The sequence below is a fragment of the Chlamydia abortus genome, assembly GCF_002895085.1.
GTDB lineage: Bacteria > Chlamydiota > Chlamydiia > Chlamydiales > Chlamydiaceae > Chlamydia > Chlamydia abortus.
The window spans coordinates 763,130-788,483 of record NZ_CP024084.1; the positions used below are offsets into that span (position 1 = coordinate 763,130).

Sequence of the window (25,354 nt, forward strand, 5' to 3'; positions counted from 1 at the left end):
ACTAGGAACCCTGAAATATCATTTCACGAAAATCTTTTTGCAAATAACGCATCAAAAGATCAAGCAAGGTATCTGAACTAAGATCTAAAACCCAGTTCTTATCTTCCACTCTTAATTGAACACCACCGACAAACTTCCCGATGGCGACTCCTTTACCTTTAAGTTTCGCCAAAACGGTTTTCCCTAGGAATTCATTCACGGCTCTTGTTGCCACGTGTTTACCGATATAGGCTGTAAGATCCCCGGAAATGCCTTTGTCTTCTATAGCCTGTATCAACGCTGCAACAAGTTTAGCAGACACCTCTGGATCAGCTAAAGTATTCTCTAGCCACTCCGCCAAGGACTCTTTAAAAACTTTATTTTCTACAGCTTGTTTTAAACTTTCCAAGGAACGCTTGCCTGCTTGCGCTAAAGCAGATTCTCCTTGTTTTAGTTTGTGATCAGCTTCTTCTGTAGCCGAAGTAATAATGCGACTAGCTTCTTCTTGAGCCTCGTCTATTATCCTTTTTGCCTGTTCCTTTGCATTACGCACAATAGCGTCTGCTTCATCTTCAGCAGGCTTTAAAGTTTCTATTCGTAGAGCATCGCAGATTTGCTTTAATTTATCTTCTGCACCGAGATCTGCCATATCATTGCTACCGTTAAGAAAACAGAGTTTATCTTAAAAAAAAATTCGATTATGATCCAACTAACCCAACAGATTATAGCATTTGATCATTTAAATAAAAGATTTCTATGAAACTTCATGCTCTTGTTTCTTTTCTGTTTACTAGTTTGTCTCTTACAATGAGTGCAAATCCTCAAACACAAAGTACAGCAAAACCGGCCCAAAGACATCCCTCGAGCGTTTCTCAACGAAGAGCATTGAAAAAATCACAATCTGGTATTTCTAAGGCAACGGCTTCCCGCAACGTTACAAAAAGAGCGCATAAAAGTCGAAGAACAACACAACAAACAAAAGAAAAACCCTTAGTTTCTTGGGTTACTTATTCTACAGATGAATATACTATTCGCATCCCGAGTAACTGGCAGTGCATAAATGATAAAACACAACTTCCTGAAAAACTGGATGTCGTATTTATTGGCCAAGGGACGGGCTCTTTAACCCCCACGATCAATATTTCTCAAGAAATTATATCGAAGAATCAACCTGAATACATTGAAGAGATACTGGCTTATCACAAAGCCAATGACATGACACTAGAATCTTCTGTATTCACTCATATTCAATCTCTTAATGGAGAATTCACCATTATCAAAACAGAAAAGAATTCTTCGTGGGGCAAAGTCTTTTGTCTTCAAGGCGTTGCGGTCATCAACCACAAGGCTTATATTTTTACAAGCACAGCTACCTTGGATGACTACCCCAATGTATCTTTGATTTTCTTAAAGACGGTGTCTTCCTTTAGGCTTTCAGAAAAAGAAGCTACTTCTGGGGATATGATCCTTAGAGAAGCGCTCAAAGCCTTACAAGAAGAGATAGGATAAGGTTTCAAAACTATTTAGACTAAAGATGCCCTTTCTTTATGTAAAACTTCCCTTTTGAGAGCATCAAAAATAAAACGAACTGCTATCTGTTTTCCTTCAAGAGTTAAATTAAACACGACGGGGAATCTAGAAAAGAGTAGCTGGAAAGGTATTTCTACAGCCTGATCTTTCACGGATACAGAAACTGCGGCATTTCCTAGTATAGGAGAGGCCTCGTATATCCTTAGACATAACGCAGCGAATTGACGAATAGAGTTACGCATTGCTGGGTCGAAAGTATATGTAGAAGAACAACAACTACAGGCTAGGACTTCCTCCAAGCTAAATACCGAAAAAGAAACTTCTCCTTCGCAACAGCAGGGACAGGAAAAAACAAGTAACGAGTTATGGTTCATCTTATCTTCTTTAATTTGCCTTACAGTATTATTAAAACTTTAAGGCAGTTTTTCTTACACATCTTGTGCAGCTATTTGCTTAATAAATTCTGTAACAGCGGCTTCAAGAATCTGGGTATCACCAGAAAATATACGGATTCCCTCAGCGAGTTTCTCGGTAGCCATAGCGTCTTCATTCATTAAGAAACGGAATATGCTTTCTGTTAATTCAACAGGCTGAACATCGAGTTTCTTAGCTTCGGCTGGGTCTAACTTTCTTTCGACTGGAGACTGATCCTTCTTGAGTTCGTCTAACAGTTTAGGAGAAACTGTTAATAAATCACATCCAGCTAAAGCTAACACCTGTTCTTTAGAACGAAAAGAAGCAGCCATAATTTGTGTAGTGATATCAAACTTCTTATAATATGTATAGATATTCGATACAGAAGCTACACCAGGATCTGCATCTATAGAGTACCCATCGTCTCCATAAGCTGCTATCCACCAATCATAAATGCGCCCAACAAATGGCGAAATTAAAGTGGCTTTTGCTTTTGCAGCAGCGATAGCTTGAATTAAATTAAAGATCAGGGTGACATTACAAGCAATACCTTGTTTCTCTAATAATTCTACTGCTTGTATCCCCTCCCAAGTACCGGGAATCTTAACTAAAAGACGCTTTTTATCTCCTCCAGAGGCAGCAAACAACTCGCTTAAGAAAATAGCTCGTTGTACCATAGCTTCTGTATTAAACGAAAGACGAGCATCTATTTCTAAAGAAACTCTACCTGGAATGTGTTTTAGAATTTCTAGACCAAAATTCACTTGTATTTTGTCTAAAACAAAAGTGAGGGTTTGAACATCATCACCATTCTGTCGAATTCCCCAAGCAATAGCTTCTGTTAGCAATTCTTGATACTTTGGTTCTTGTGCAACTTTGAGAATAAGAGACGGATTTGTCGTTGCATCTTGAGACTCTGAAGACTTAACTAACTCTGGATCACCAGTGTCACAAACAAGAACGCTCAAGAGTTTGAGTTGCTCGAATTGACTGGACATACGCACCCTGTTATCACTATTCGTCTTTTGCTGAGACTACCAAAAAAAAAATATTACGATCAAGGAGGTTATGGGTCTAATCTTAACCTCCTATTTTGATCATTAAAGCCTAGCTAACAAGCGCATTCAGACTCACTTACAAAGTCAAAGACAAGTTCCTCTTGTTCTTTTTCTAAGTACTGCTTAATGCGCTTATGTGTATCAAACCCTGTACCTCCAGGAATCATGTGTCCCATAATGACATTCTCTTTGAATCCTAATAGGTAGTCAGTTTTACTACTACACGCTGCATCAGTTAATACCCGCGTCGTATCTTGGAAGGATGCGGCAGAAATAAACGATTCTGTACCCAAGGAAGCTTTGGTAATTCCCAATAATACAGGAACAGCTTGTGCTGGTTTTCCACCTTCCTCTTCAGTACGTTTATTTTCTTCGTAGAATTCTTTTTTATTCACTTCTTCCCCGAAGAGTAAAGTAGTATCACCTGGGTCAGTAATGCGAACCTTCTGCAACATTTGACGAACAATGATTTCCACATGCTTATCATTAATGTCCACACCTTGTAGACGATAAACTTCTTGAACCTCATTCACTAAATATTTCTGCAATTCGCGCACACCGCAAATTTCTAGGATCTCATGTGGAACAACCAAGCCATCTGTTAGCTGCTGTCCTTTCATTACATGATCTCCACGTTGAACAATTAAGTGTTTGGTCAACGGAATCAGGTGTTCTTCTTCCATTCCTGTGATTTCGTCACGGACAACAAGAATACGTTTATTTTTCTGAATTCCTTTAAAGTCTACAACACCATCAATCTTTGCAATATCTGCAGCGTCTTCAGGCTTACGAGCTTCAACTAATTCAGCAACCCTAGGTAGCCCCCCGGTAATATCCTTAGTCTTAATGGCTCCTCGAGGTAATCTTGCTAATAACATCCCCGGATCAACTTTTTGATTTTCTTCGACAGAAACAATCGCTCCAGAAGGAATCGCGTATGTTCCAACCAATTCTGTCAAACCAGGATCAGAATAAATAGCAATTTGAGGATGTAGTTCTCCACGATGCTGTTTAACAATAAGCTCGACTAAACCTGTGTTTTTGTTAGCTACTTTTTCTGTAGAAATACCCTCTACTAAGTCTTCGTATTTTACAAAACCAGGCTTATCACAAATAATTGGAATATTATGTAATTCGACCTCAGCAATTCTTTGGCCTGCAGTTACCTTCTCCCCATCACCTACTAAAATCTTCACACCGAGCTCTACTGGATAAGTCTCTAAACTTTCTATAGACTTGGTGCTTAGAAGTTTCTTGTATTCTTCTAAACTACGTCCTTCATCACGGACAACATGGATAGCGCCTTTCTTATTCAAGACCAAGTGATTTCCATCTTGACCCACAACAACACGTAGATCTATGTATACTAGGATACCATCACAGTTTGTAACAATTTCTGGAGTTGAAGATGTCGCTGCGATACCTCCAAGGTGGAACGTTCTCATTGTTAGCTGTGTTCCAGGTTCACCAATGGATTGAGCGGCTATAATACCGACAGCTTCTCCCAAACCAATCAGGCGACCATTAGCAAGGTTTAACCCGTAACACTTAGCGCAGACACCACGGCGACTTTCACAAGTAAGTGTGGAGCGAATTTTAATACTTTCAATTCCTGCGTCATCAATCAGTTCAGCCTGAGCAGATGTAATCACATCGCCATTCTCAGCCAGAAGCTTACTTTTATCACCAGGTTGATAGATATCTTCTGATACCGTACGACCATAAATACGATCTTTTAAAGGTAACAGCTCTTCTGAACCCTGGCGAATTGCAGTAATTTCGATATGATTCAATGTTCCGCAATCTTTTTCGGTAATGATGACATCTTGAGCTACGTCAACAAGTCTTCGAGTTAAATACCCAGAATCCGCTGTTTTCAATGCAGTATCAGCTAAACCTTTTCTAGCACCGTGAGAAGAAATGGAATACTCAAGAACGGTTAATCCTTCGCGGAAATTAGAGGTAATCGGGGATTCGATAATCGCACCGTTTGGCTTCGCCATTAAACCTCGTAAAGCTCCCAACTGCTTCAACTGAGACTTGTTACCTCGAGCTCCTGAATCTATCATCAAGAACAGAGGGTTATGTTTGCTTTTAGTTTGCTTACTAATTTCAACATACAGAGCATCGGATAAGAGTTCTGAAACTTCAGTCCAAATACTAATCGTTTTAGAATGACGTTCGCCATCGGTGATAATACCATCATCGTATTGTTTCTTAACAATGGCAACCTTGTCATAAGCTTCTTTAAGAATTTCACTTTTAATCTCAGGAATTTTTACATCTTTCAATCCCATAGAGATCGCCGCTTTTGTGGCTTGGATAAATCCTAAGTCCTTGAGATCATCTAAGAAGCGTACAGTAGCTTCCAGCCCCACTTTCTTATAGCATTGTAAAATCAATTCACTGATACGCTTACTTGGCATGCTGTAGTTTTGGAACCCTAACTCTTTAGGAACAATTCTATTAAACAGAACTCTTCCTGGAGTCGTTTCAATCACTTGACCATCGATGCGTACTTTAATTTTCTCGTGAATATGAATACCACGACCTGTTTCATCGCGACGACCATCCGTATGTTCATCTAGGAATCCGCCAGAATACAAGGCTCGCAAGACTTCCGTAACGTCCTTAAAGATCTTGATTTTTCCTCCGTGATCTTCGGGAAAATATGTCGGGTCTGCCATAAGATAGTAAATACCTAAGGTCATATCCTTAGAAGGTGTAGCGACAGGCTTTCCAGAAGATGGCAAGAAGATGTTATCAGGAGCCATCATCAAAACTTTGGCTTCTAATTGCGCTTCTATAGACAGTGGCACGTGAACAGCCATTTGATCTCCATCGAAGTCCGCGTTAAATGCTGCGCAGACTAGGGGATGCACACGAATCGCTTTACCTTCAATTAATACAGGTTCAAACGCCTGTATTCCTAAGCGGTGGAGTGTAGGAGCTCGGTTAAGCAATACGGGATGGCCTTTAATAATTTCTTCTAGAACATCCCAAACTTCGGGAGCTCCGCGTTGAATCATTTTCTTAGCAGAACGAATAGTATAGACACTACCCTGATCTTTTAATCTTTTAATAATGAAGGGTTCAAACAATTCAAGAGCCATTTCTTTAGGCAAACCGCATTGATTAAACTTCAATTCTGGACCCACGATAATGACAGAACGTCCAGAATAGTCCACACGCTTACCTAAAAGATTTTGTCGGAAACGTCCATTTTTCCCTTTCAACATTTCAGAAAGGGATTTTAATGGACGGTTCCCAGCTCCCATCACAGGGTGTCCATGACGACCGTTATCAAATAGAGCGTCCACAGCTTCCTGTAGCATACGTTTTTCATTACGAACGATCACTTCAGGAGTTTTTAGCCTTAAAATAGCTTTTAGACGATTATTTCGGTTAATTACACGACGGTATAAATCATTTAAATCAGAAGTAGCAAACCTTCCACCATCTAATGGAACCAAAGGACGCAGATCGGGTGGAACAACAGGAACGCTTTTTAAAACCATCCACTCAGCGTGGTTCGAAGAAGAGACAAAACCTTCGATAATTTTCAATCGCTTAGCAAGTTTCATTCTGGCTTGCTGAGATTTGGTTTTTCGCAGACGATCCTTAAGCTCCTTTAATAAACTTTGGAGATCTTCTGATTTCAACAAATCATAGATAGCCTCTCCGCCCATTTTAGCTACAAAGGAATCTTTCCCCCACTTCTCGATGACTTCTCGATATTGAGCATCATTTAAAAGCTGCTTTTTATTTAAATCTGTTTTACCTGGATCGATAACTACATATTCTTCGTAATAAATAATCCTTTCAAGATCAGAAGCGGTCATTCCTAAGACGTTACCTATTCTTGAAGGTGTAGTCTTAAAAAACCATATATGTACGATAAGTACTGCCAACTCAATATGAGCCATACGTTCACGACGAACCTTAGAAAGAGTCACCTCTACTCCGCAGCGATCACAAACAATACCTTTATGTTTGATCTTCTTGTATTTACCACAACAGCATTCCCAGTCCTTTGTAGGACCAAAAATCTTTTCGCAAAATAGTCCACCTTTTTCAGGTTTAAACGTACGGTAATTGATTGTTTCAGGTTTCTTGATTTCCCCACAAGACCACTTATCACGAATAGTAATATCTGAGGCAATTCCAATTTCTAATTTATCAAATAGCCCCTCTTTAGATAGAGCGACATTGTCTCGAGAACCTTCTCCGAACATTATTGTTTTTCTCCAATAAGTGATTTTTTAAGCATCTACTACCATAGGACGAACATCAAGTCCTAGACCTTGCATTTCCTTGATCAAAACGTTAAACGACTCAGGTGTTCCTGACTTCAGGAGGTTTTCTCCTTTAACAATGGATTCATAAATCCTTGTTCGACCAGTAACGTCGTCTGATTTCACTGTAAGAATCTCTTGGAGCATATGCGCTACTCCATAAGCTTCTAAAGCCCAAACTTCCATCTCTCCAAATCTTTGACCTCCCATTTGAGCTTTACCTCCGAGAGGCTGCTGGGTGACCAAGGAATAAGGACCGATAGATCTAGCGTGAATTTTATCTGCAATTAAGTGGCTCAGCTTCAACATGTAAATGTAGCCGATCACCACGGTATTGTCGAATCTCTCTCCGGTCTTTCCATCATACAAGTAAGACTTACCATCTGCGGGTAAACCTTGTTCTATCATCATGTCCCAGATACGAGACTCTGGGAAGCCTTCAAATACTGGAGTTTTTACATGAATACCGGCAGTTTTTGCAGCGTAACCAAGATGAGTTTCCAATACCTGGCCTAAGTTCATCCTGGAAGGCACACCGAGAGGGTTCAAGATCATCTGTACAGTTTCACCGTTAGCAAGGTAGGGCATATCTGCTTCAGGAACAATCTTAGAAACAACTCCTTTGTTTCCGTGACGTCCCGCCATTTTATCTCCAACTTGCAGTTTTCGTTTTGAAGCGACATATACCTTAACTTGGCGGATCACACCATGATCAAGATCAGCATCGCCTTCACGAATATGTTCAACTTCAGTTTTATAATTGACTTCCAAACGTTGTAAAGATGTCTCGTAATCAGAAAGTAGAGATTTTAAAACATCATACATATCGCAGGGAGGCATAAGGAGATCGACCAAAGACTCTTGCTCGAGCAGTTCTATTGTCTCTTGATCAAACACAGTACCTTCTTGAACCAAAATATCGGCGGTACGACGATGTATAATCGAAGCTGGAGCTTTTTCATTGAGCAATAGAGCTCCTAATTTTTCACGATACTCTATTTTTAATACTGAAATCTGATTCTTATAACCTTTCTGTAGATCTTTTAAATGAACAGCTTCTTCTACAAGCTCGTCGTCACTTTTAGAAAGCCTATCTTTTCTACTGAAGACTTTCACATCCATGACAACTCCCTCTGTTCCTGGAGGTACAGTCAGAGAAGCGTCTTTAACATCAGCAGCTTTCTCTCCAAAGATTGCACGTAACAAACGTTCTTCAGGAGCTAATTCTGTTTCTGATTTTGGGGTAATTTTACCAACAAGAATATCCCCAGGCTTGACTTCAGCACCAATACGAATAATTCCGTCTTCACCTAAGTTAGCGAGGACTTCTTCAGAAACGTTAGGAATATCACGAGTAATCTCTTCTTTTCCTAATTTTGTGTCTCTAGCTGTTAATTCAAACTCTTCAATATAAATTGAGGTGTAGGCATCTTGCTTAATCAATTTTTCAGAAATGATAATCGCATCTTCGAAGTTATATCCATACCAAGGCATGAAGGCAACTAAGATGTTCTTTCCTAAAGCAAGTTCTCCCTTATCTGTAGCAGGACCATCAGCTATGACATCACCTTTGACTACAACATCTCCCACACTACATAAAGGCCGTTGATTAATGCAGGTACCAGAGTTTGATCTTAAGAACTTTTTAAGATCGTAAGTGCGTTTAAGTGTTGGGTGATGTTTAGCTGCAATGACTACTTTATAACCGTCAACATATTCCACGACCCCATCTTCTTCAGCGACAACAATAGCACCTGAATCTTTAGCGGCACGTGCTTCTAAACCTGTTCCCACAATAGGAGCTTCAGTTTTCAATAAAGGAACGGCTTGACGTTGCATGTTTGATCCCATGAGAGCACGGTTAGCGTCGTCATGTTCTAAAAATGGAATTAAACCTGTAACAATCGATACCAATTGCTTTGGAGAAACGTCCATATGCGTGACGGTACTTGTGTCTGCTTCAAAAGCTTCTCCACGATATCTTGCCCAGCATACAGGATCTACAAACATATTGTATTCATCTAAATTCGCTGAAGCCTGAGCAATCACACATTCTTCTTCGACATCGGCAGTCATGTATTCGATTTCGTCGGTAACCACTCCATCTCTAACAATGCGATAAGGAGTTTCAATGAATCCGAATTCGTTGATTTTTGCAAAAGAAGATAGAGAAGTAATCAAACCAATATTTGGTCCTTCTGGAGTCTCAATTGGGCATATACGTCCGTAATGGCTCGCATGCACGTCGCGGACTTCAAATCCAGCTCTTTCTCTATTCAAACCTCCTGGACCTAAAGCTGACAAACGTCGTTTATGCGTTAATTCGGCCACAGGGTTGGTTTGATCCATGAATTGGGAAAGCTGAGAACGACCGAAAAAGTCTTTTAAAACGCTGGCAAGACCTTTTGCGGAGATAATCTTTCCTGGAATCAATGTATCGGAAGAGAAATCAAATAAATTCATTCTTTCTCGAATGATTTTTTCCATTCTAGCCAATCCAGAGCGGCATTGGTTTTGGATAAGTTCTCCTACAGAGCGTACACGACGGTTAGCTAAGTGGTCGATATCATCAATCGAAGCTTTTTCATCACCCATTTTTAAGCGGATAAGATACTTCAAAGCACCAATTACATCTTCTTTTCTTAAAGTAACTTGTGCCAAGGACTCTTCATCCATGGGGAATCCAAGTTTTCTATTTAATTTATAACGACCTACTCTTCCCAAGTTATAACGTTTTGGGTCAAAGAATAGACGCATAATTGTAGAGCGAGCATTTGCTAAAGTCGCAGGTTCACCGGGACGTAATCTTCTATAGAAATCCTTTAAAGCAGCTTCATAAGAGTCTGTTGGATCTTTAGCCAACATTTTGATGATAGGGTGATTTTCATCAGCCTCTACAGCTATTTTTAAAGTTGAGATATTAGCATCGAGCATACGTTTTAACATAGCTGTGCTAAGTTTTTCTCCAGCCTTTCCGTAAACTAAAGAAGAAGCTTCATCTAAAACATTATCGGCTAAGATTTTACCTACTAAGAAAGAAAAATCTTTTTCACTTTTTAAAGAGTGTTCTTCTATTTGGAAAAATTCTTCGATAATGTCAGCGTCTGATGAATATCCTAGGGCACGGATAAACGTTATAGCTAAAATCTTACGGCGACGTTTCTTTCTATCAATATGGATATAAATTAAATCATTTATATCAAAAATAGCCTCTAACCAGCTACCTCGATAAGGAATGATTCTGAAAGAAAACAAAATGTTTCCCTTAGAATGTTTTTCCTGTTCGAAATTAATCCCAGGAGAACGGTGTACTTGAGAAACAACAACCCTTTCAGCCCCGTTAATAATAAAGGTTCCTTTATCCGTCATAATGGGTATAGTACCCATATAGACTTCTTCTTCCTTAATTCCTGTTTCATCAGTCAAACGGAAGCGAACTTTTAAAGTAACACTATAGGTGATTCCGCGACGGATACACTCGTCGGGAGAATACTTCGGCACACCTAAGTTATAAGATAGATACTCTAAAATGGTAGCTTCATTATAAGATTTAATTGGAAAAATCTCTCTGAAAACCTCTTCTAAGCCGATATTATCGCGCTCTTCTGCAAGCTTACCAATCTGAAGAAATTGCTTATATGACTTAATTTGAATTTCAATAAGATTTGGAAGATCTAAGATATCTTCTTTTTTTTTGACGCTAACCCGCTCCGGGCATTTGAACATGCGAGCTCTCCTAAGACTATTGTGATGCCAAAAGACTTCCCTTAAACAAGCCTACGTATGCCGTATTAAGGGAGTACTACAATTGTATACATGATAAAAAAGGAAAAGAAAAATCTTACAGATTTTTCTTTCCTATAAATTACAAGCCTTTAAAGGAAGCTTTTGCTCCAGCTTCTTGTAATTTCTTAACTGTTTCCTCAGCATCAGACTTAGAAGTCTTTTCTTTAACAACTTTAGGCAAGCCTTCTGTCATTTCTTTAGCTTCTTTTAAAGCCAATCCTGTAACTTCTCGGACTACTTTTAAAACGCCTATTTTTTTATCTGCAGGAACTTCTTCTAAAGTCACTGCAAATTCTGTAGATTCAGCAGGAGCAGCTTCAGCACCAGCGCCAGCAGCACCAGCAGCAACTGCCATCACAGGAGCAGCGGCAGTGACATCCCATTTTTCTTCTAATAATTTTTTTAAAGCGGACAGTTCTAATACTGTTAAACTGCTTAATGTCTCTACTAAAGTTTCCAAACTTTGTGTCGTCACTTTTGTCACCCTTACTTAATTTGAGAGTTTTAACATTCTTCTTAGTTTTTTTGCGTTTTCTGGTCGATACAGGAAATAACACCAGAAAGAGCTGAGCCCATAATTCCAACGACCTGAGACATCGGAGCAGCTAATAGTCCAACAATTTGCTGTCTCAGTTCTTTCATTGAAGGCAATTTGGCAACAGCCTCTACTTCTTTACCAGACAAGTTAGCGCTATCAATTCGTCCGGCAAGAAAAACTAGTGAATCGTTATATTGTTTATTAAAATCTAATACTTGCTTTGCTGCAGAAACAGCATCATCATAAGCAAAGACTACACCTAGGTGTCCGCTTGTATCCGAAGAATCTATATCAAAACCAGCGCTCTGCATAGCTTTGAAAAAAATTCTCTTTTTTAATACTTCAAATTCTGCAGAGACTCCGGAGAGTGAATTACGAAACTCTCTAGAGTGTGCTGCCGTAAATCCAAGATATCTCAATAAAATAAAACCTTGGGATGCGGAGATCTTCTCTTCTACCTCTCGAAGAAGTAATTTCTTTTCTTCTTTCATTTTCCCTCTTGAATTAAGACGCCATTAACTCTCTAGTATCGACAGAAATACCAGGTCCCATAGTGGAGGAAACTGTAAATGATACCAGATATTGCCCCTTCGCTGCAGGCGGCTTAGCTTTAATTAAAGCAGAGCATAGAGTTTCGATGTTTTCCTTAAGAAGGTGTCCATCAAACGACAGCTTACCTACACCAGCATTACATACGCCGGCGCGGTCTGCTTTAAATTCAATTTTCCCCTTACGCAACTCAGCAATAGTTTTAGTCACGTCCATGGTTACTGTTCCAGCCTTAGGTGTAGGCATAAGGTTTCTAGGTCCTAGAACCTTTCCCAACTTCCCTACTTCACGCATCATATCTGGAGTAGCAACTGCGACATCACAGTCAACCCAGCCGCCTCTAATTTTTTCAACAAGATCGTCGCTACCTACAAAATCAGCTCCAGCGTCTAAAGCTTCTTTAGCTTTTTCTCCAGCAGCAAACACAAGAATTTTTAAAGTTTTCCCTGTGCCGTGGGGCAAGGAAACAGACCCTCGAATTTGTTGATCGCTTTTCTTTGGATCTATGCCTAATTTAATAGATACATCGACAGTTTGATCAAAGCGCACTGGGGGGCATTGTTTTAAAATATCTATAGCTTCTTGCAGAGAATATGACTTTGAAAAATCATAACTTTTTAAGATGCCTCGTATACGTTTTCCATGTTTTGTCATAATTATGCAGCCCTATTACAATTTACTCGACGTCTATACCCATACTTCGGGCAGTTCCTTCTACCATACGCTTTGCAGACTCAAGAAGAACGACGTCCATATCTTTCATTTTTTGTTCGGCAATAGCTGTAACTTGCGCTTGGGTTAATTTTCCGACTTTATTTCTGTTCGGAATTTTAGACCCAGACTCTAGATTTAATGCCTTTTTGATCAAAGAAGATACGGGAGGTTGTTTGGTTATGAAAGTGAAAGTTTTATCCGAATAAACAGTAATGACTACTGGCAACAGGTCTCCAGGACGATCTTGCGTTGCAGCATTAAACTCTTTACAAAAACCCATAATATTTACACCAGCAGCACCTAAAGCTGGCCCTATTGGAGGAGCTGGGTTGGCTTTACCACCAGGAATTTGTAGTTTAATTAACTTAATCACCTTTTTATTCGACATACTAAAAACCTTACTCTATCTTGACGTCCCTCTATGAATGAAGAGGAAGAAACGAAAAACTAAAATTATAAGAAGATAGAGAATAAGAATACACAGATTTTCTTACTCTTATTCACTTTCTTGTTCTAGGGCTACCTCTTCCACTTGCCAAAACTCTAAATCATCAACACGAGTTTCTCTTCCAAAGATGGATACCATGACGCTCAAACGCCCTTTATCATGGAACACCTCAGAAACAACACCGATAAAGTTTACAAAAACGCCATCGTTAATTTTGACTCTGGAGCCAACATCGAACTTATGTTTTTGCACAACACCGGCTTTTTTCTCTTCAATGTCTTTTAAAATATTTCTCACTTCATCTTCGGATAAAGCTAGAGGTACTCCCCCACCTAAAAATTCAACAACACCTGGATTATTTTTTACGTACAACCAAGACTCATCGGTTAGATGCATTTTAATTAATAGGTATCCCGGCCAGATGAACTTCTCGACGACTTTATGTTCACCCTTTTTTACTTCCATTACGTTTTCTATAGGCAAGACAATTTCTTGTATAAAATCCGTCATTCCGGAAGATTCCTTAAAACCTTCTAAAGCTTTTTTTACTTTTTTCTCTTGAGCCGTAAAAACTTGAACGACATACCATTTAAACATGCAACTAACCAAACACAAAGCTTGTTATACCACTTAACAACGTAAGTAGCTTACGAAACACCAAATCTACACAATATATAGAAAAGCCTAAGCCAAAAATACTAGCTATTATGATTTTAACGTATCTTTTCAGATCGCGTTTACTGACCCATTCAATTTTTTTAATTTCATCTAGAAAGCCAGCACCAGCTTGCTTGTTAGCTTTAGCGATTTTCTTAGAGAGTGTCTCTTGGTGATTGCGTTGTTTCATAAGCAAATTTCTAGATCAAAAATTAAGTCTATACGGGTGCGAAGGGAGTCGAACCCCCGACCGGCGGCTTTGGAGGCCACTGCTCTACCAGCTAAGCTACACACCCAAAAAAGCATGATTAAGACTGATCATCTTAATCATGCTTATAAAATCACCTGATTTAGGCAATAATTTTTGAAATCGTTCCAGCACCGATTGTACGACCACCTTCACGAATAGCAAATCTCATACCTTCTTCTAGAGCTACAGGGCTAATCAACTGAACATCAAATTCAACGTTGTCGCCTGGCATTACCATCTCTACACCCTCAGGAAGAGTGACGACACCTGTTACATCTGTTGTACGGAAGAAGAATTGTGGTCTATATCCGGTGAAGAAAGGCTTATGACGTCCGCCTTCTTCTTTTTGCAAGATGTAAACAGTACCTTTAAATTGTGTATGGGATTTTACGCTGTTAGGTTGGCAAATCACCATACCGCGCTCAACATCATTTTTTCCAATACCTCTAAGAAGTAGGCCCACATTTTCTCCTGCCTGACCTTCTGGAAGTTCTTTTCTAAACATTTCTACGCCGGTAACAATTGTTTCTCGAGTATCTCTCAAACCAACAATTTGCACCTTATCGCCAACTTTAACGACTCCTCGTTCAATACGGCCTGTGACGACTGTACCACGACCGGAAATAGAAAATACGTCTTCGATAGGCATTAAGAAAGGTTTATCAACTTCACGTTCTGGGGTAGGGATATTATCATCCACTGCTTGCATTAGCTCGCGAATCTTTTCAACATAACTTGCATCGCCTTCTAAAGCTTTCAAAGCAGAACCACGAATGATAGGGCAGCCTTTGTAACCTTTTTCTTCTAGAAGCTCGGATAATTCCATTTCGACCAAGTCGACAAGCTCGGCATCCTCTTGAGAAATCATATCGATTTTGTTAAGGAAAACAACAATGTAAGGAACCCCTACCTGTCTTGCCAACAGAATGTGTTCTTTTGTCTGAGGCATAGCACCGTCAGTAGCGGAAACAACGAGAATCGCTCCGTCCATCTGAGCCGCACCAGTAATCATGTTTTTAACATAGTCGGCGTGACCAGGACAGTCTACGTGAGCATAGTGACGGTTAGGGGTTTCGTATTCAACGTGAGAAGCGTTGATAGTAATTCCTCTAGCTTTTTCTTCAGGAGTATTGTCAATAGAACTGTAATCACAAAAATTAGCTAACCCCTCTGCTGACAGTGCGCGTGTAATTGCAGCTGTTAGCGTAGTTTTACCGTGGTCAACGTGTCCAATGGTCCCTATGTTGATATGGGGTTTAGTACGTTGAAAAGTTTCTTTTGACATTTCAGAATCCTCATTAAATTAGTTTTACTCCAACCATTACTTCTGCCCAGAATAGGAATTGAACCTACGACCGCTTGCTTACCATGCAAGTGCTCTACCACTGAGCTATCTGGGCCTATACTTAACGTTTCATGACGGCTCAGAGAATTGCCTAGTCTATGTCACTTATTTTAAAACATCAATAGAAAATAATTAACGATGCCTGTATACAACTCTAGCTTTTGTTAGGTCATAGGCTGACATTTCAACAGTGACTCGATCTCCAACAAGCAAACGGATATTGCTCATACGCATTTTACCACATAAATGAGCGGTGACCGGCATGCCATTTTCTAGTAATATTTTGAAATGCATCCCGGGAAGGAGCTCTTTCACTCTACCCTCAAGCACGATAGTGTCTTCTTTTTTTGCCATGTATTAATTATCCTTAAACAAAATCCTCTCGGCCAAAGGCATCTCAATTAAAGACTGGCCAGACGGGCAGATTTGGTCTTTTTAAAGAATAGAGCTTATCCCTTTCCGCTCTATCCATAAATGCAGCAGCATTATATTCGGTATGTAGAAAAAGTCAAATCCCTTTCATAGATAGCCTAAATATCATAAAAAAATTATTGATTGCTTTAAGAATCAGTGGGAAAAATTACTACGACATTTACAATTAAAATCAATTTACTTTACAATGCATTAGTTTAGTTATTTTTAATAAAATAGAATGATATCTTCTGTTACTTTCAGCACTCCTCATCCTAGTAGTTTGGAGAGCATGACGGCCGTACAAGATCACGGTGGATCCGATAGTGAGTCTGTGAACACGAATGTAGAGAGCCCACAGCCACCTAGTAGCGAACTTAAGGGAATAACTATATCTTCTCGCCCTCCTCTCTCTTTGATGAATATTCTGCCTTACCGACCGGCTCCAAGAACATGCATGGACCATGCCCGATCTGTAGGGGAAAAAATTAGTACGTTTTTCAGGGATAACTGGAAATATATTTTATTGTATATCCTGGCTTGGGCATTAATATTAGCCTGTCATCATACTATGGCGGTAACATTAACGATTTGGCTGGGTATAGGATTAGGTGTTGGTGTTCTTTTTGGTATTTTCACTGCCAATGTTTTGGATAGGAAAAATAAATATAAAAACACAAACAGCCTATGGAATCTGATGAATTATGGGTTACAGCAGCTTGATCCCAATGGCACTCGCCAAATTCTTTTAGCAACAATCATTGCTTCTATTTCTTCTCTAATTTACGCTATTCCTGAGGCTGTTGGATTTACGATTGGTGCGTGCATAGGCAACCAGATCAGCATTCTCATTTCCTATGGTCTCCGCTTAGGCGATGACGACAATTATGTTGCGGATCGGCAAGCTTTTGATAAAAAGGTGGCGCACATTCAGAAAGCGATTAATCAGTACCAATTAATTAAAAATCAAATGATTATTCAGAAGCAAATTTCTGAAATTGCTGCCCAGCAAAATAATCCTCAAATGACGAATACGTTGCATACCTTGCAACTGCAAATGAATATGCCATTACCCTATGTATTTGATGCGCCCAAAACACAATTTAGGGATCATTTACATTTTAGTGATCCTGATTTTGTTATTGCCTCTGCGAATCAAAGAATTTTATCTCTATCACAAACTCTAACCCATCTAAGACAAGAGCCTAATCGTGTTGTTGAGGAATAGTTTTGAATCCCTCCGTATGTCCCCTACAACATGCTGGATGCTTGAAAAAACAGCACCGCATTGTACAGACTTTGTTTCCCGAAAAATTTCATAAAGACGTGTTATATAACACTCTTTTGGATTTCGGATCACAACCTAAGAACTTTGATAAAAGTAAAATGGCAAGGGAGAACCTTGTATTAGGTTGTCAGAGTGATTTGTATCTTTATGAAGTATATCAAGAGGGACGTTTATTCTTTTTTACGCATACGGACGCTTTGATTTCTTCTGGAATCGCGGCATTATTTGCTGAAGTGTATTCTGGGGAGACTCCGGTGACCATACTCACCTGTAAGCCGGTATTTTTTGATCAACTTAGTCCATACTTATCTTTTGGAAGAGTGAACGGAGGAGAGTCTCTGTACATGCGGATGAAACAAATTTCTGTGCAGTATCTCAAATCTTCAGATTAGAGATGGATATCACTTGCTTGTCAGAAGCTTATATGCTAACATTCGTTCTCTTAATCATGGGGCAGTAGCTCAGCGGTTAGAGCCACGGACTCATAACCCGTTGGTCACAGGTTCGAATCCTGTCTGCCCCAAGCTCTCTTTCCTATGCACAATTGTCTTTGTTTAAATCTTTCTGCAATCTAATCATTGAGCAACGAAGTAGCAGCTTCATTATAGTATTTGACTTATGAAGACGCTACGGATGCTCGGCTTCTAACATATAAAGACACCTGTTTTAAAACCCGGGAACAGCTGGGTATTGTCTAGAAGCTCTTGGAACGGACCTAATGTATCACCTTAGGTAAGCCTATATGGAGTGGAGTAACTCTCCTCTCATGCAAAGTTATTACCATCGGGATTATAGTAAATAACTCTTAGCAAAAGCCTACCTAGTGAAACGATTTTCAAGCATGTACCCCATCAACTTCAATAAAAGCGGACGTCTAACCTCTGAAGTGCAAGCGGAAGAAACGTTAAAAAATTTTAACTAAAATAGTGCTTTTGAAAAAATTGCATTGCAGACTTGCCTTGAACGACGAGAAGAATTTTTAAGGCTTCTCCGACAATAAATGGCGCCGCGCCTAATTGGAAACCCCTGACAAGATCTATGGATTCGGTGATCGACATCATATAAAAATAGTAGGAAAGCCAGAGAGATCCCATGACTAGTATTATAAGGGCTGCCGCAGTAAGGATAGAGGCCAAGACGTATCCACTGGGAGATGCAAATCGACGATAGAGCGCTGAGATAAATAGAACCGCTATAGGAAAAGCGTAAAGATATCCTGCTGTTGGGCCGTAAAACGCGGTTAAGCCGCACCCCGAGCCATAAAATACTGGCAAAAACATCCCTTCCATAAGATAAGCGAGAACGCTACCGACAGCTATCCACGGGGAGCATGCAACACCAATACAGAAAATCCCCAATGTCTGGAAAGTGACTAGAATAGGAGTGAAGGGTAGGGGTAGGGCAATTTTCGCTAGCAAGGCGAGGAAAAGCGATCCCTCCAACATTTTTACTATTGGACTGTTCAAAATCCTTAACACATGGAACTTTGTAGCTAAGCTATAACCCATATTCTTCTCCTAACTCTAATGGATATGGTTGCGTAGTTATTTTGAAGTTTCGCTCCTCTCTTGTCAATTTGTGAATTCGCAAACACATGATGAATAAGAAAAGAAAAGAAAAATTAACTAATTACAAATTATATTAATAATAAAAAATGATGATATTTAATTATAATTTATATTAAAATAGTCCAGAACATTTTTAAAAATTAACTATAAAAGCATTTTTATATAATTAAGAGACATTTTTAGGTGTCCTATTGGGTTTTCTTTGGGAGTAGTCTATATGTTATCTTTAAGTTCAGTCTGTAATACATCACAATCGCAGACAACAGTTTCACAGCAAAATCAAAATAATTTAGATCCTAGCGCGCAAAAAGTTATTAAATTATCTCGCCGGCTCGAGGGCTTTTTAGAAAAGCATGCGCCTCCACCAAGCACAGGCTATTTAACGCATCCTACAAGCTCCTCACGTGTTCGAAGTAGTGCTGATAATTTTTATCTTGACGTAGAGGAATACTCTCAAATCCACGGTACCGCTTGTGCAGCTCTTTCTTTGTTAAAATCGGATGTGCGTGCCGCTGTAAAACGTTGCCTCCCCATAATACCAGGAGCAACAAAACAAAAAATGCAACGATTCTGCCCTACTTCAATAGAAGAGTCAGATAGACAAGCTTCTCGTGTTAGCAAAAGAACAAAAGACATGCTATTTATAGCGGAGAAGGTTCGCCTATACAATATTTTTGAAGATAGGTGTGGAGTAATTTTAGACCTTTGGCATGTAGCTCCGACAGATACAAACCCTAAGGATGCTCAAAAAATTTGGATAAAAACCCCAGACGGCCATAAATCTCCATTTTGCTATGCAAAATGTTTGAATTACGCTAGAACAATCCGTTGTTACAGAACAAGCGACCCAAGTAAAGGAAGCTTTTTGCTCGACGAAAATCAAGCTAGCGTTCTTGCTTTAAGTGTAGCATATACCCTGGGAGCGACACTCAAACATCGCCGTTTCAGAGATATTGATATTCTAATTGAAAAAGAGACTTTGAATAATGGTGAGGAAATCTACGTAACGGATAGTGTATTATTACAAATCATTATCCTTATTTCCTTGGTCGCGAGGGATATGCACCCCTATACTAAAGACGTAAAACCAGAAGCTATCTTTTCAGAAGACGAAAGGAACGTCATTATACTTACATCGAATATCTTCCGAGAACAAGTCTTAGGGAAAATAACATTAAACAAAGACGGGGACGGAGTTTCAGAAACCAAACCCATAGAATTCCCTAGAATCAGCAAAAACAGCGATCCATGGCGTCGACCAAGGGTAGATCAACTAAGTTCATCTACTATTCAAGAAGAAAACTTCGATGCTTCTGTAAGAGAACAAGAGGAAGGGATATCACCCTATACAGCTGCAAAGCTACTCGCCATATCTTCGGCTATTCTAAACCCCTCTCCCTTAAAAGAAGCTCCGCCACGAACTCCGACAGCAGGCTTCTCCCCAGACTTCTTATCACCTTCCCCTTATGACGGTGAAAATAGCCGCACACTTGACGTGAACTCCGCTCCCTTAACAGATGCTCCCCCATTAACTCCCTCGCCAGGCGCCTCTCCACAACACTTATCTCCGCATGACGGTGAAAATAGCTATACATTTGGCATGACCTCCTCCCCCCTACCAGATGCTCCGCCATTAACTCCTTCGCCAACTCTTCGACAAGAAAGTATTCACCGATGGTATCCGTAATATTTACGCCGAGAGAAACTGCAGATTGTCTATTAGAAAGCTAGAGGACAGATTTACCTAACGACCTTTTTCTCTAATTGCATATTCTGTGGGTAGTGAGAGTAAGAAAAACCAGATTCTTCTGAAATCGAGGTGTTAACCTTTCTAGGGAAGGTAAAGAAAATCATGACTCCTCAGACAGGGTAGCTAGAAACTCAGGCACCTGTCTGAGGAAGCTGATTTGCGCATTTACAATCCGATGTTTTCATCATAGACAAGTCTCTGGGAGATTTTCGTAGACATTCCCCCAAACTTCACTTAAACGATAATTTGTATCTAACGAGCCGTAGACTAAGTAGTTCAAAGCAAAGTGATTGTAAATAACGACTCCACGCAAAAGGAAAAAGATACTAATAATGTAGAGACTAAAACCTATAACACCTGTGGTTATAGAACTAAGGACCATACCTATTACACTACAAATCACGCCAAAAATAACAAACACAATAGAAAGTATTATGCACACTCTCTCAGCCAAAGGAAACTCTTCCCATAGATTGATTGATTCCTGATTTTGCAAACAGAAACCTGTAGGAATTGCTGTCGCCATAACCATCATCTTCTTTAGATTTTGCAAAGCACAGTTTATCTTAACTTTAAAAAAAAAAAAGACTATGCAGCTTTTGTTTTTTAGCGGCGTCGATTTCCTCTGACCAAATTCACCATAACAATGATATTAGCGATGAACACAATCAAGCATATAAATAAGCTGATTGTCTGTGATACTGCTAAAACATCCCCTGTCTGCCATGCTAAAGAAGCATTGTGTAAATAATTAGAATACAATCCCGTATCATTTGCATCTGTTGTATTATTTCTTCCTAATGTGCTAGGGATCTGTATAACTATATTATTAAGAATCCCAACAGTAATAGATAAAAATATTCCATGAGCTACCCCCATGATCGCCTGCACAGCACCGATTCTGCCCCCATCTACAGAGCGCACAATGGTTCTAGATTCTTGAGACGAGCCTGTCAATCCTCGTAAAATACTAGTTTGGATACGTCCTCGTAATCCTCGGCCGCAATGTCTCAATACCTCCATAAAGATAACGCTACCACTTAATGTGGATGCTACTATAAATACAGCTCGTAAAATCGGGAATGGGTTGCCGTACCTTCTTACACAATTGAGATTATCCAAAACAGTGATGAGGAAAATCAGAGGTGTCAATCCATGAGCAAAAATACGTAATGACCTATACATATCGCGAAGAGCACGACGATTGGTCAACAACAAAAGAAAGTAACGCAAGAGATTCACAGTATAGCCAAAAATGATTATGTAAGAAACGTAAACATCAGGAGGGTATGTCACAGAAACGATGATGTACTCTTGCAGTAGACCACTAACTCTAAATATACAGAATATACTTGATAAAAGAATATCCGTCCTTGAGGTTGGACTAAAATTAAACTCTGCCTCAGCAGATGTGTCTCCCAATCGCAATAACTCGGCTAGTCTTTCAAAAGCCCCAGGACCACGACCAATTTCCACCAAAGAAATCTCGTTAGAAGCCTGTTGAGGCGTGCTTTCTGAGCTTAATTCACAGGAAGGAGCATGTTGTCCTGTACGTAACGCCCAAATAAAGCTAGGACAACGCACACTTGGGAAAAACAATCCCTCAGCTCCTGAAGAATAAGCCAGAGTTGTGACTTCAGAACGGGTAAATCCGCTCCAGTCAAACAGTGTAGTCACATCTCCTGACACTCTAAAATGGGCAGCGTTACTTCCTGTAACATATACTGTAGGAGCAATCCCAATGACCTTCACCCGCTCACCATAAGGCGTGTGATGCAATACCTCCTCAACTATAGCCCCGCCATCACCATAAAATATGATTATATGATGTTTATTCTCGTTGTCAGGATGAGAGAAGAAGTGTTCCAAGGAGTCGAGCAATGCCTGACATATGGGACTAGAAGAGGTAACACTAGGTCTTCGTAATAATCGAGAGCAAAACCCCCCCCCCCGTCCAGAATTATACAACAGACGTACAGGTTCACCACGGACCTCACTAAGGTACAAGGACTCACCTTGAGCTTCTAGTAAAGTTTGAGCACTCCCATTAACGTAGGTAACACACACCTCATGAGCTCTTGGTATCTCTGCATTTGGATCAAAAATACTCACAGCTTCAAAAACATCTACATCTCCCCCTATAAAAACGTCAGGTTCTCCAAACGTCAAACAATGTATGCGTTCAGCAGTCTGTTGAGACGAGGATGCCTCAGCATTACTCACAGGTGGGGGAGAATCTGCTAAACTGATATTTTCTATACTTGATCTTCCATCAAGACTGACAGTCACAACCATAACAACATTCAACTACAATATAGAGTAATAGGTATTCATAAACTTAGGTGCAGAGAAAGAAATCGTCGTCTTCTCCAGCTTTCTTCTGTACTGAGATTCTCACTTTATTCTGTAAATCAAACCTAGAAATGCGGCTATGTTTATGGCGTAGTCTTCCGTACACATAGAACCGCATTTTTTAAGAGATAATGAAGACAAAAGAACTTTATAAGCGTCATGTTATAGAAATTCGCATCTGTAAAATTGGTGCAAAGCTTTGATCTATTCTAACTATTTGATTTAGAGCTTTTTAAGCTATAGAATACATATCTGAGCGAAAATCCAAAAACTCTTATAAATTTATCAAACTGTGGTATGCATTATCTTTTATGCGTTACTATCTCTCTAGCGTATCTTTCGCGTTTCCATGCGAGTTCTCTATCTGCTTTTTCTTTCTGCCAAGAAAAGAGATCTTTTTTAAATTCTAATTCTTTTTCTCGCATTTCGAGATCTTTGTACGCATATTCTATATCTTTGGAATGTCGATAGGCGTGCCAAACATGAGCTATCTGATCAAGCTTTTGTAATAAAGAATCAAACGAAAGGTCTTCTCTATTCAAATCGTCAGCAGGCACACGTAAGGAGGAAAAAATATCGCTACATGCTTGTAGAATTCTCTTACCTGAGGGCAACTCTTTGATGAGTTCTACAGCTTGTTGACTATTTTCTAATTCTATATTTTCGTTTTTACATATAAGAACGAGATCGTGGTATAAATCTTGGCTCTCTTCTACCAATACTTGAAATAAAGAATCGAGCTGACTGGCTAGAGTTTCTCTCTCCTCATCAGTCATAGAATCAAAACAGCTATCTATACTAGAGTTCTGATGTTCAACAGATTTTTCCCTAATCGTCTCTACATCTTCAGTGGTTGTATGACTGTAGGATACTATAGGACAAAACGTGAAGGCTAAACTATAAATAAACAATCTTTTAATCATACCTACTCTTATTCTTCTTTAATCTGAACTCATTCACTCTAAGTCAACGCGCAGCATAGGGAATAAAAAACGAAAAAGCCAACCCGCAATTTATTACAAATACAACCACAGAAGTTCACACGAATATGAATGCATCCATCTACCTTATAGGTAAAACGATTAAGAACAGCTTCTTAACTCATTTCTAAATTACTATATTTTCTCTGCTTTTACTCTTTTGCCTCTAGAGGACTACACATACATAAAATATGTAGAACACAAGAAATCGATATGTACACCACTGTCATAAACATCAGCATAGAGTGATAAACGAAAGCACACATCCGCATAAGTCCTGTTCTAAATAACAACTTACTCAGTCGACCGAATTTGAGCATTTCTAAAATGAAATACAAAAAACCTGATTTGCAAGTTACCAGACTATGCTCTATTTTCAATGGGCATATCCGTTGCACAGCTTGAATAGGGAGTAGAGGGACTTTAGTGTATCGATGCATCCGTAATCAATTTAGAGGGAAAGCAATAGCAAGCAGAAAAAATGCAACACAAGTTATTTAAAATCAACAAGAAAGAGTCATGATTTTCTGCTATATAAATCACTGAAAATGAGTGCTTTTTCACTAAGAGCTAGACGTGAGCACATGAGTATTTCCATTGCGCCATTTTTTTTATAATTTCTGGTATAGATTCCGCGCATTGTAAGTCCTGAATGGATAAAGGCAAGCGCAACGTGTTATGTGCAATCACCTGCTTGTAAGCCAATAGTGCTTTAATAGCAATAGGGTTCGTTGTCTGATTCAGCCAAGAAGAAACTTCTCGCCACAAGTCCGCACGATACTGGTGATGAGGATCTTCAACCCACTCACGTGCCTCTTTTGGCCAGATATTAGATAGAACGGAAATTAATCCCCGTGCTCCACACTCATACATTTGTGGCCATAGGCCATCGTCACCACAATAAAGAACAAAGTCAGAACTCATCTGTGCGTATTCTTGACAATGTTTAATCGACCCTCCGGAGTCTTTCAAACCATAGAAAAAAGGGTGAGCAGCCAGAGAGCGTACTGTGTCCAAATATAATGTTGTTCCTGATCTAGAGGGAATGTTGTAGAGAATTGCAGGCTTGTTTGCTTTGTTTAACAGAGATTCAAACCAAAGAGTCTGACCATGTACTCCGGGCTTAGTATAAATAGGGGTAGTGATTAAAAAACCGTAAATAGGATACGACTGGCATGTATGGATCCACTCTGAAGCTTCATGTAGTGATGTTCCTGGGACACCAACAATTATGGGAACCTTCAAATTTAAAGAACATGCATAGGAAACTAAGGATTCTTTTTCCTTTGCTGTCATGGATAGGCTTTCTCCGGTACTACCAAGAAGAACAACGCCATGGCTTTCTCTCTCTTGAAAACGCAAGAGATTTTCAAAGCTTAAGAAATCTATAGAATGATCAGGTAAGAAAGGCGTAACAGAAGCTGTGAGTAATTTCATAGTAA

General features: G+C 39.5%; 21 protein-coding genes, 3 tRNA genes and 1 pseudogene. 5 read left to right on the top strand and 20 right to left on the bottom strand.

What is annotated here, in order from left to right; all coding sequences use genetic code 11:
- Position 1: 1 nt before the first annotated feature.
- Positions 2–628 (bottom strand): V-type ATP synthase subunit E, encoded by a 627-nt coding sequence (locus CHAB577_RS03450; RefSeq protein ID WP_011097239.1) that lies wholly within the window; start codon positions 626–628, stop codon positions 2–4.
- A gap of 107 nt (positions 629–735) precedes the next feature.
- Here CHAB577_RS03450 and CHAB577_RS03455 point away from each other — a divergent pair, with 107 nt between their 5' ends.
- Complete coding sequence (locus CHAB577_RS03455; RefSeq protein WP_011097240.1) at positions 736–1,488, top strand: hypothetical protein; 753 nt, start codon at positions 736–738, stop codon at positions 1,486–1,488.
- A gap of 14 nt (positions 1,489–1,502) precedes the next feature.
- Here the strand turns inward: CHAB577_RS03455 and CHAB577_RS03460 are convergent, their stop codons facing one another.
- From CHAB577_RS03460 to infA, 14 genes are all read right to left on the bottom strand, one after another.
- Complete coding sequence (locus CHAB577_RS03460; protein WP_011097241.1) at positions 1,503–1,883, bottom strand: hypothetical protein; 381 nt, start codon at positions 1,881–1,883, stop codon at positions 1,503–1,505.
- A gap of 54 nt (positions 1,884–1,937) precedes the next feature.
- On the bottom strand, positions 1,938–2,921 hold the full coding sequence (gene tal / locus CHAB577_RS03465) for a transaldolase (protein ID WP_011097242.1): 984 nt from the start codon (positions 2,919–2,921) through the stop codon (positions 1,938–1,940).
- A 113-nt stretch (positions 2,922–3,034) separates the two neighbouring features.
- On the bottom strand, positions 3,035–7,216 hold the full coding sequence (gene rpoC, locus CHAB577_RS03470) for a DNA-directed RNA polymerase subunit beta' (protein WP_011097243.1): 4,182 nt from the start codon (positions 7,214–7,216) through the stop codon (positions 3,035–3,037).
- A 27-nt stretch (positions 7,217–7,243) separates the two neighbouring features.
- Entirely contained in the window at positions 7,244–11,002 is a 3,759-nt protein-coding gene (rpoB, locus tag CHAB577_RS03475) for a DNA-directed RNA polymerase subunit beta (RefSeq protein WP_011097244.1), read from the bottom strand.
- Positions 11,003–11,141: 139 nt separating this feature from the next.
- Positions 11,142–11,537, bottom strand: coding sequence for a 50S ribosomal protein L7/L12 (gene rplL / locus CHAB577_RS03480; protein WP_011097245.1), 396 nt, complete (start codon positions 11,535–11,537; stop codon positions 11,142–11,144).
- Positions 11,538–11,578: 41 nt separating this feature from the next.
- Positions 11,579–12,091, bottom strand: coding sequence for a 50S ribosomal protein L10 (rplJ, locus tag CHAB577_RS03485; RefSeq protein WP_006344280.1), 513 nt, complete (start codon positions 12,089–12,091; stop codon positions 11,579–11,581).
- Positions 12,092–12,104: 13 nt separating this feature from the next.
- Positions 12,105–12,803 (bottom strand): 50S ribosomal protein L1, encoded by a 699-nt coding sequence (gene rplA / locus CHAB577_RS03490; protein WP_011097246.1) that lies wholly within the window; start codon positions 12,801–12,803, stop codon positions 12,105–12,107.
- 22 nt (positions 12,804–12,825) lie between these two features.
- The gene (rplK, locus tag CHAB577_RS03495; protein ID WP_006343361.1) at positions 12,826–13,251 is read right to left on the bottom strand and encodes a 50S ribosomal protein L11; all 426 of its coding nucleotides are present in this window, start codon (positions 13,249–13,251) and stop codon (positions 12,826–12,828) included.
- 108 nt (positions 13,252–13,359) lie between these two features.
- On the bottom strand, positions 13,360–13,908 hold the full coding sequence (gene nusG, locus CHAB577_RS03500) for a transcription termination/antitermination protein NusG (protein ID WP_006344282.1): 549 nt from the start codon (positions 13,906–13,908) through the stop codon (positions 13,360–13,362).
- Between the two features lie 4 nt (positions 13,909–13,912).
- On the bottom strand, positions 13,913–14,158 hold the full coding sequence (gene secE, locus CHAB577_RS03505; RefSeq protein WP_011097247.1) for a preprotein translocase subunit SecE: 246 nt from the start codon (positions 14,156–14,158) through the stop codon (positions 13,913–13,915).
- A 33-nt stretch (positions 14,159–14,191) separates the two neighbouring features.
- Positions 14,192–14,264 (bottom strand) — tRNA-Trp (locus CHAB577_RS03510).
- Positions 14,265–14,318: 54 nt separating this feature from the next.
- Positions 14,319–15,503, bottom strand: coding sequence for an elongation factor Tu (gene tuf / locus CHAB577_RS03515; RefSeq protein ID WP_006343364.1), 1,185 nt, complete (start codon positions 15,501–15,503; stop codon positions 14,319–14,321).
- A gap of 43 nt (positions 15,504–15,546) precedes the next feature.
- A tRNA-Thr gene (locus tag CHAB577_RS03520) sits at positions 15,547–15,618 on the bottom strand.
- Between the two features lie 77 nt (positions 15,619–15,695).
- On the bottom strand, positions 15,696–15,917 hold the full coding sequence (infA, locus tag CHAB577_RS03525) for a translation initiation factor IF-1 (protein WP_011097248.1): 222 nt from the start codon (positions 15,915–15,917) through the stop codon (positions 15,696–15,698).
- A gap of 298 nt (positions 15,918–16,215) precedes the next feature.
- On the opposite strand from infA, the gene CHAB577_RS03530 reads away from it, so the two are divergent.
- The 3 genes from CHAB577_RS03530 (at position 16,216) to CHAB577_RS03540 (ending at position 17,785) form a co-directional block, all read left to right on the top strand.
- Positions 16,216–17,202 (top strand): hypothetical protein, encoded by a 987-nt coding sequence (locus CHAB577_RS03530; protein WP_006344284.1) that lies wholly within the window; start codon positions 16,216–16,218, stop codon positions 17,200–17,202.
- 2 nt (positions 17,203–17,204) lie between these two features.
- Positions 17,205–17,654, top strand: a complete 450-nt coding sequence (locus CHAB577_RS03535; RefSeq protein WP_006344285.1) for a SufE family protein — start codon at positions 17,205–17,207, stop codon at positions 17,652–17,654.
- Positions 17,655–17,712: 58 nt separating this feature from the next.
- A tRNA-Ile gene (locus tag CHAB577_RS03540) sits at positions 17,713–17,785 on the top strand.
- Between the two features lie 391 nt (positions 17,786–18,176).
- Here the strand turns inward: CHAB577_RS03540 and CHAB577_RS03545 are convergent.
- Positions 18,177–18,770, bottom strand: coding sequence for a biotin transporter BioY (locus CHAB577_RS03545; protein WP_011097249.1), 594 nt, complete (start codon positions 18,768–18,770; stop codon positions 18,177–18,179).
- Between the two features lie 277 nt (positions 18,771–19,047).
- On the opposite strand from CHAB577_RS03545, the gene CHAB577_RS03550 reads away from it, so the two are divergent.
- A complete protein-coding gene (locus tag CHAB577_RS03550) occupies positions 19,048–20,517 on the top strand; it encodes a hypothetical protein (RefSeq protein ID WP_011097250.1) in 1,470 nt (489 codons plus the stop codon).
- A gap of 228 nt (positions 20,518–20,745) precedes the next feature.
- Here CHAB577_RS03550 and CHAB577_RS03555 read toward each other — a convergent pair.
- The 4 genes and pseudogenes from CHAB577_RS03555 to dapA all read right to left on the bottom strand — a co-directional run bounded on the left by CHAB577_RS03555 (position 20,746) and on the right by dapA (position 25,349).
- Positions 20,746–21,106 (bottom strand): annotated as a pseudogene (locus CHAB577_RS03555) (hypothetical protein).
- Positions 21,107–21,186: 80 nt separating this feature from the next.
- A complete protein-coding gene (locus CHAB577_RS03560; RefSeq protein WP_041461339.1) occupies positions 21,187–22,875 on the bottom strand; it encodes a DUF687 domain-containing protein in 1,689 nt (562 codons plus the stop codon).
- 359 nt (positions 22,876–23,234) lie between these two features.
- Entirely contained in the window at positions 23,235–23,855 is a 621-nt protein-coding gene (locus CHAB577_RS03565) for a hypothetical protein (RefSeq protein ID WP_173024162.1), read from the bottom strand.
- 627 nt (positions 23,856–24,482) lie between these two features.
- The gene (gene dapA / locus CHAB577_RS03575; protein ID WP_006344292.1) at positions 24,483–25,349 is read right to left on the bottom strand and encodes a 4-hydroxy-tetrahydrodipicolinate synthase; all 867 of its coding nucleotides are present in this window, start codon (positions 25,347–25,349) and stop codon (positions 24,483–24,485) included.
- Positions 25,350–25,354 lie beyond the last annotated feature (5 nt).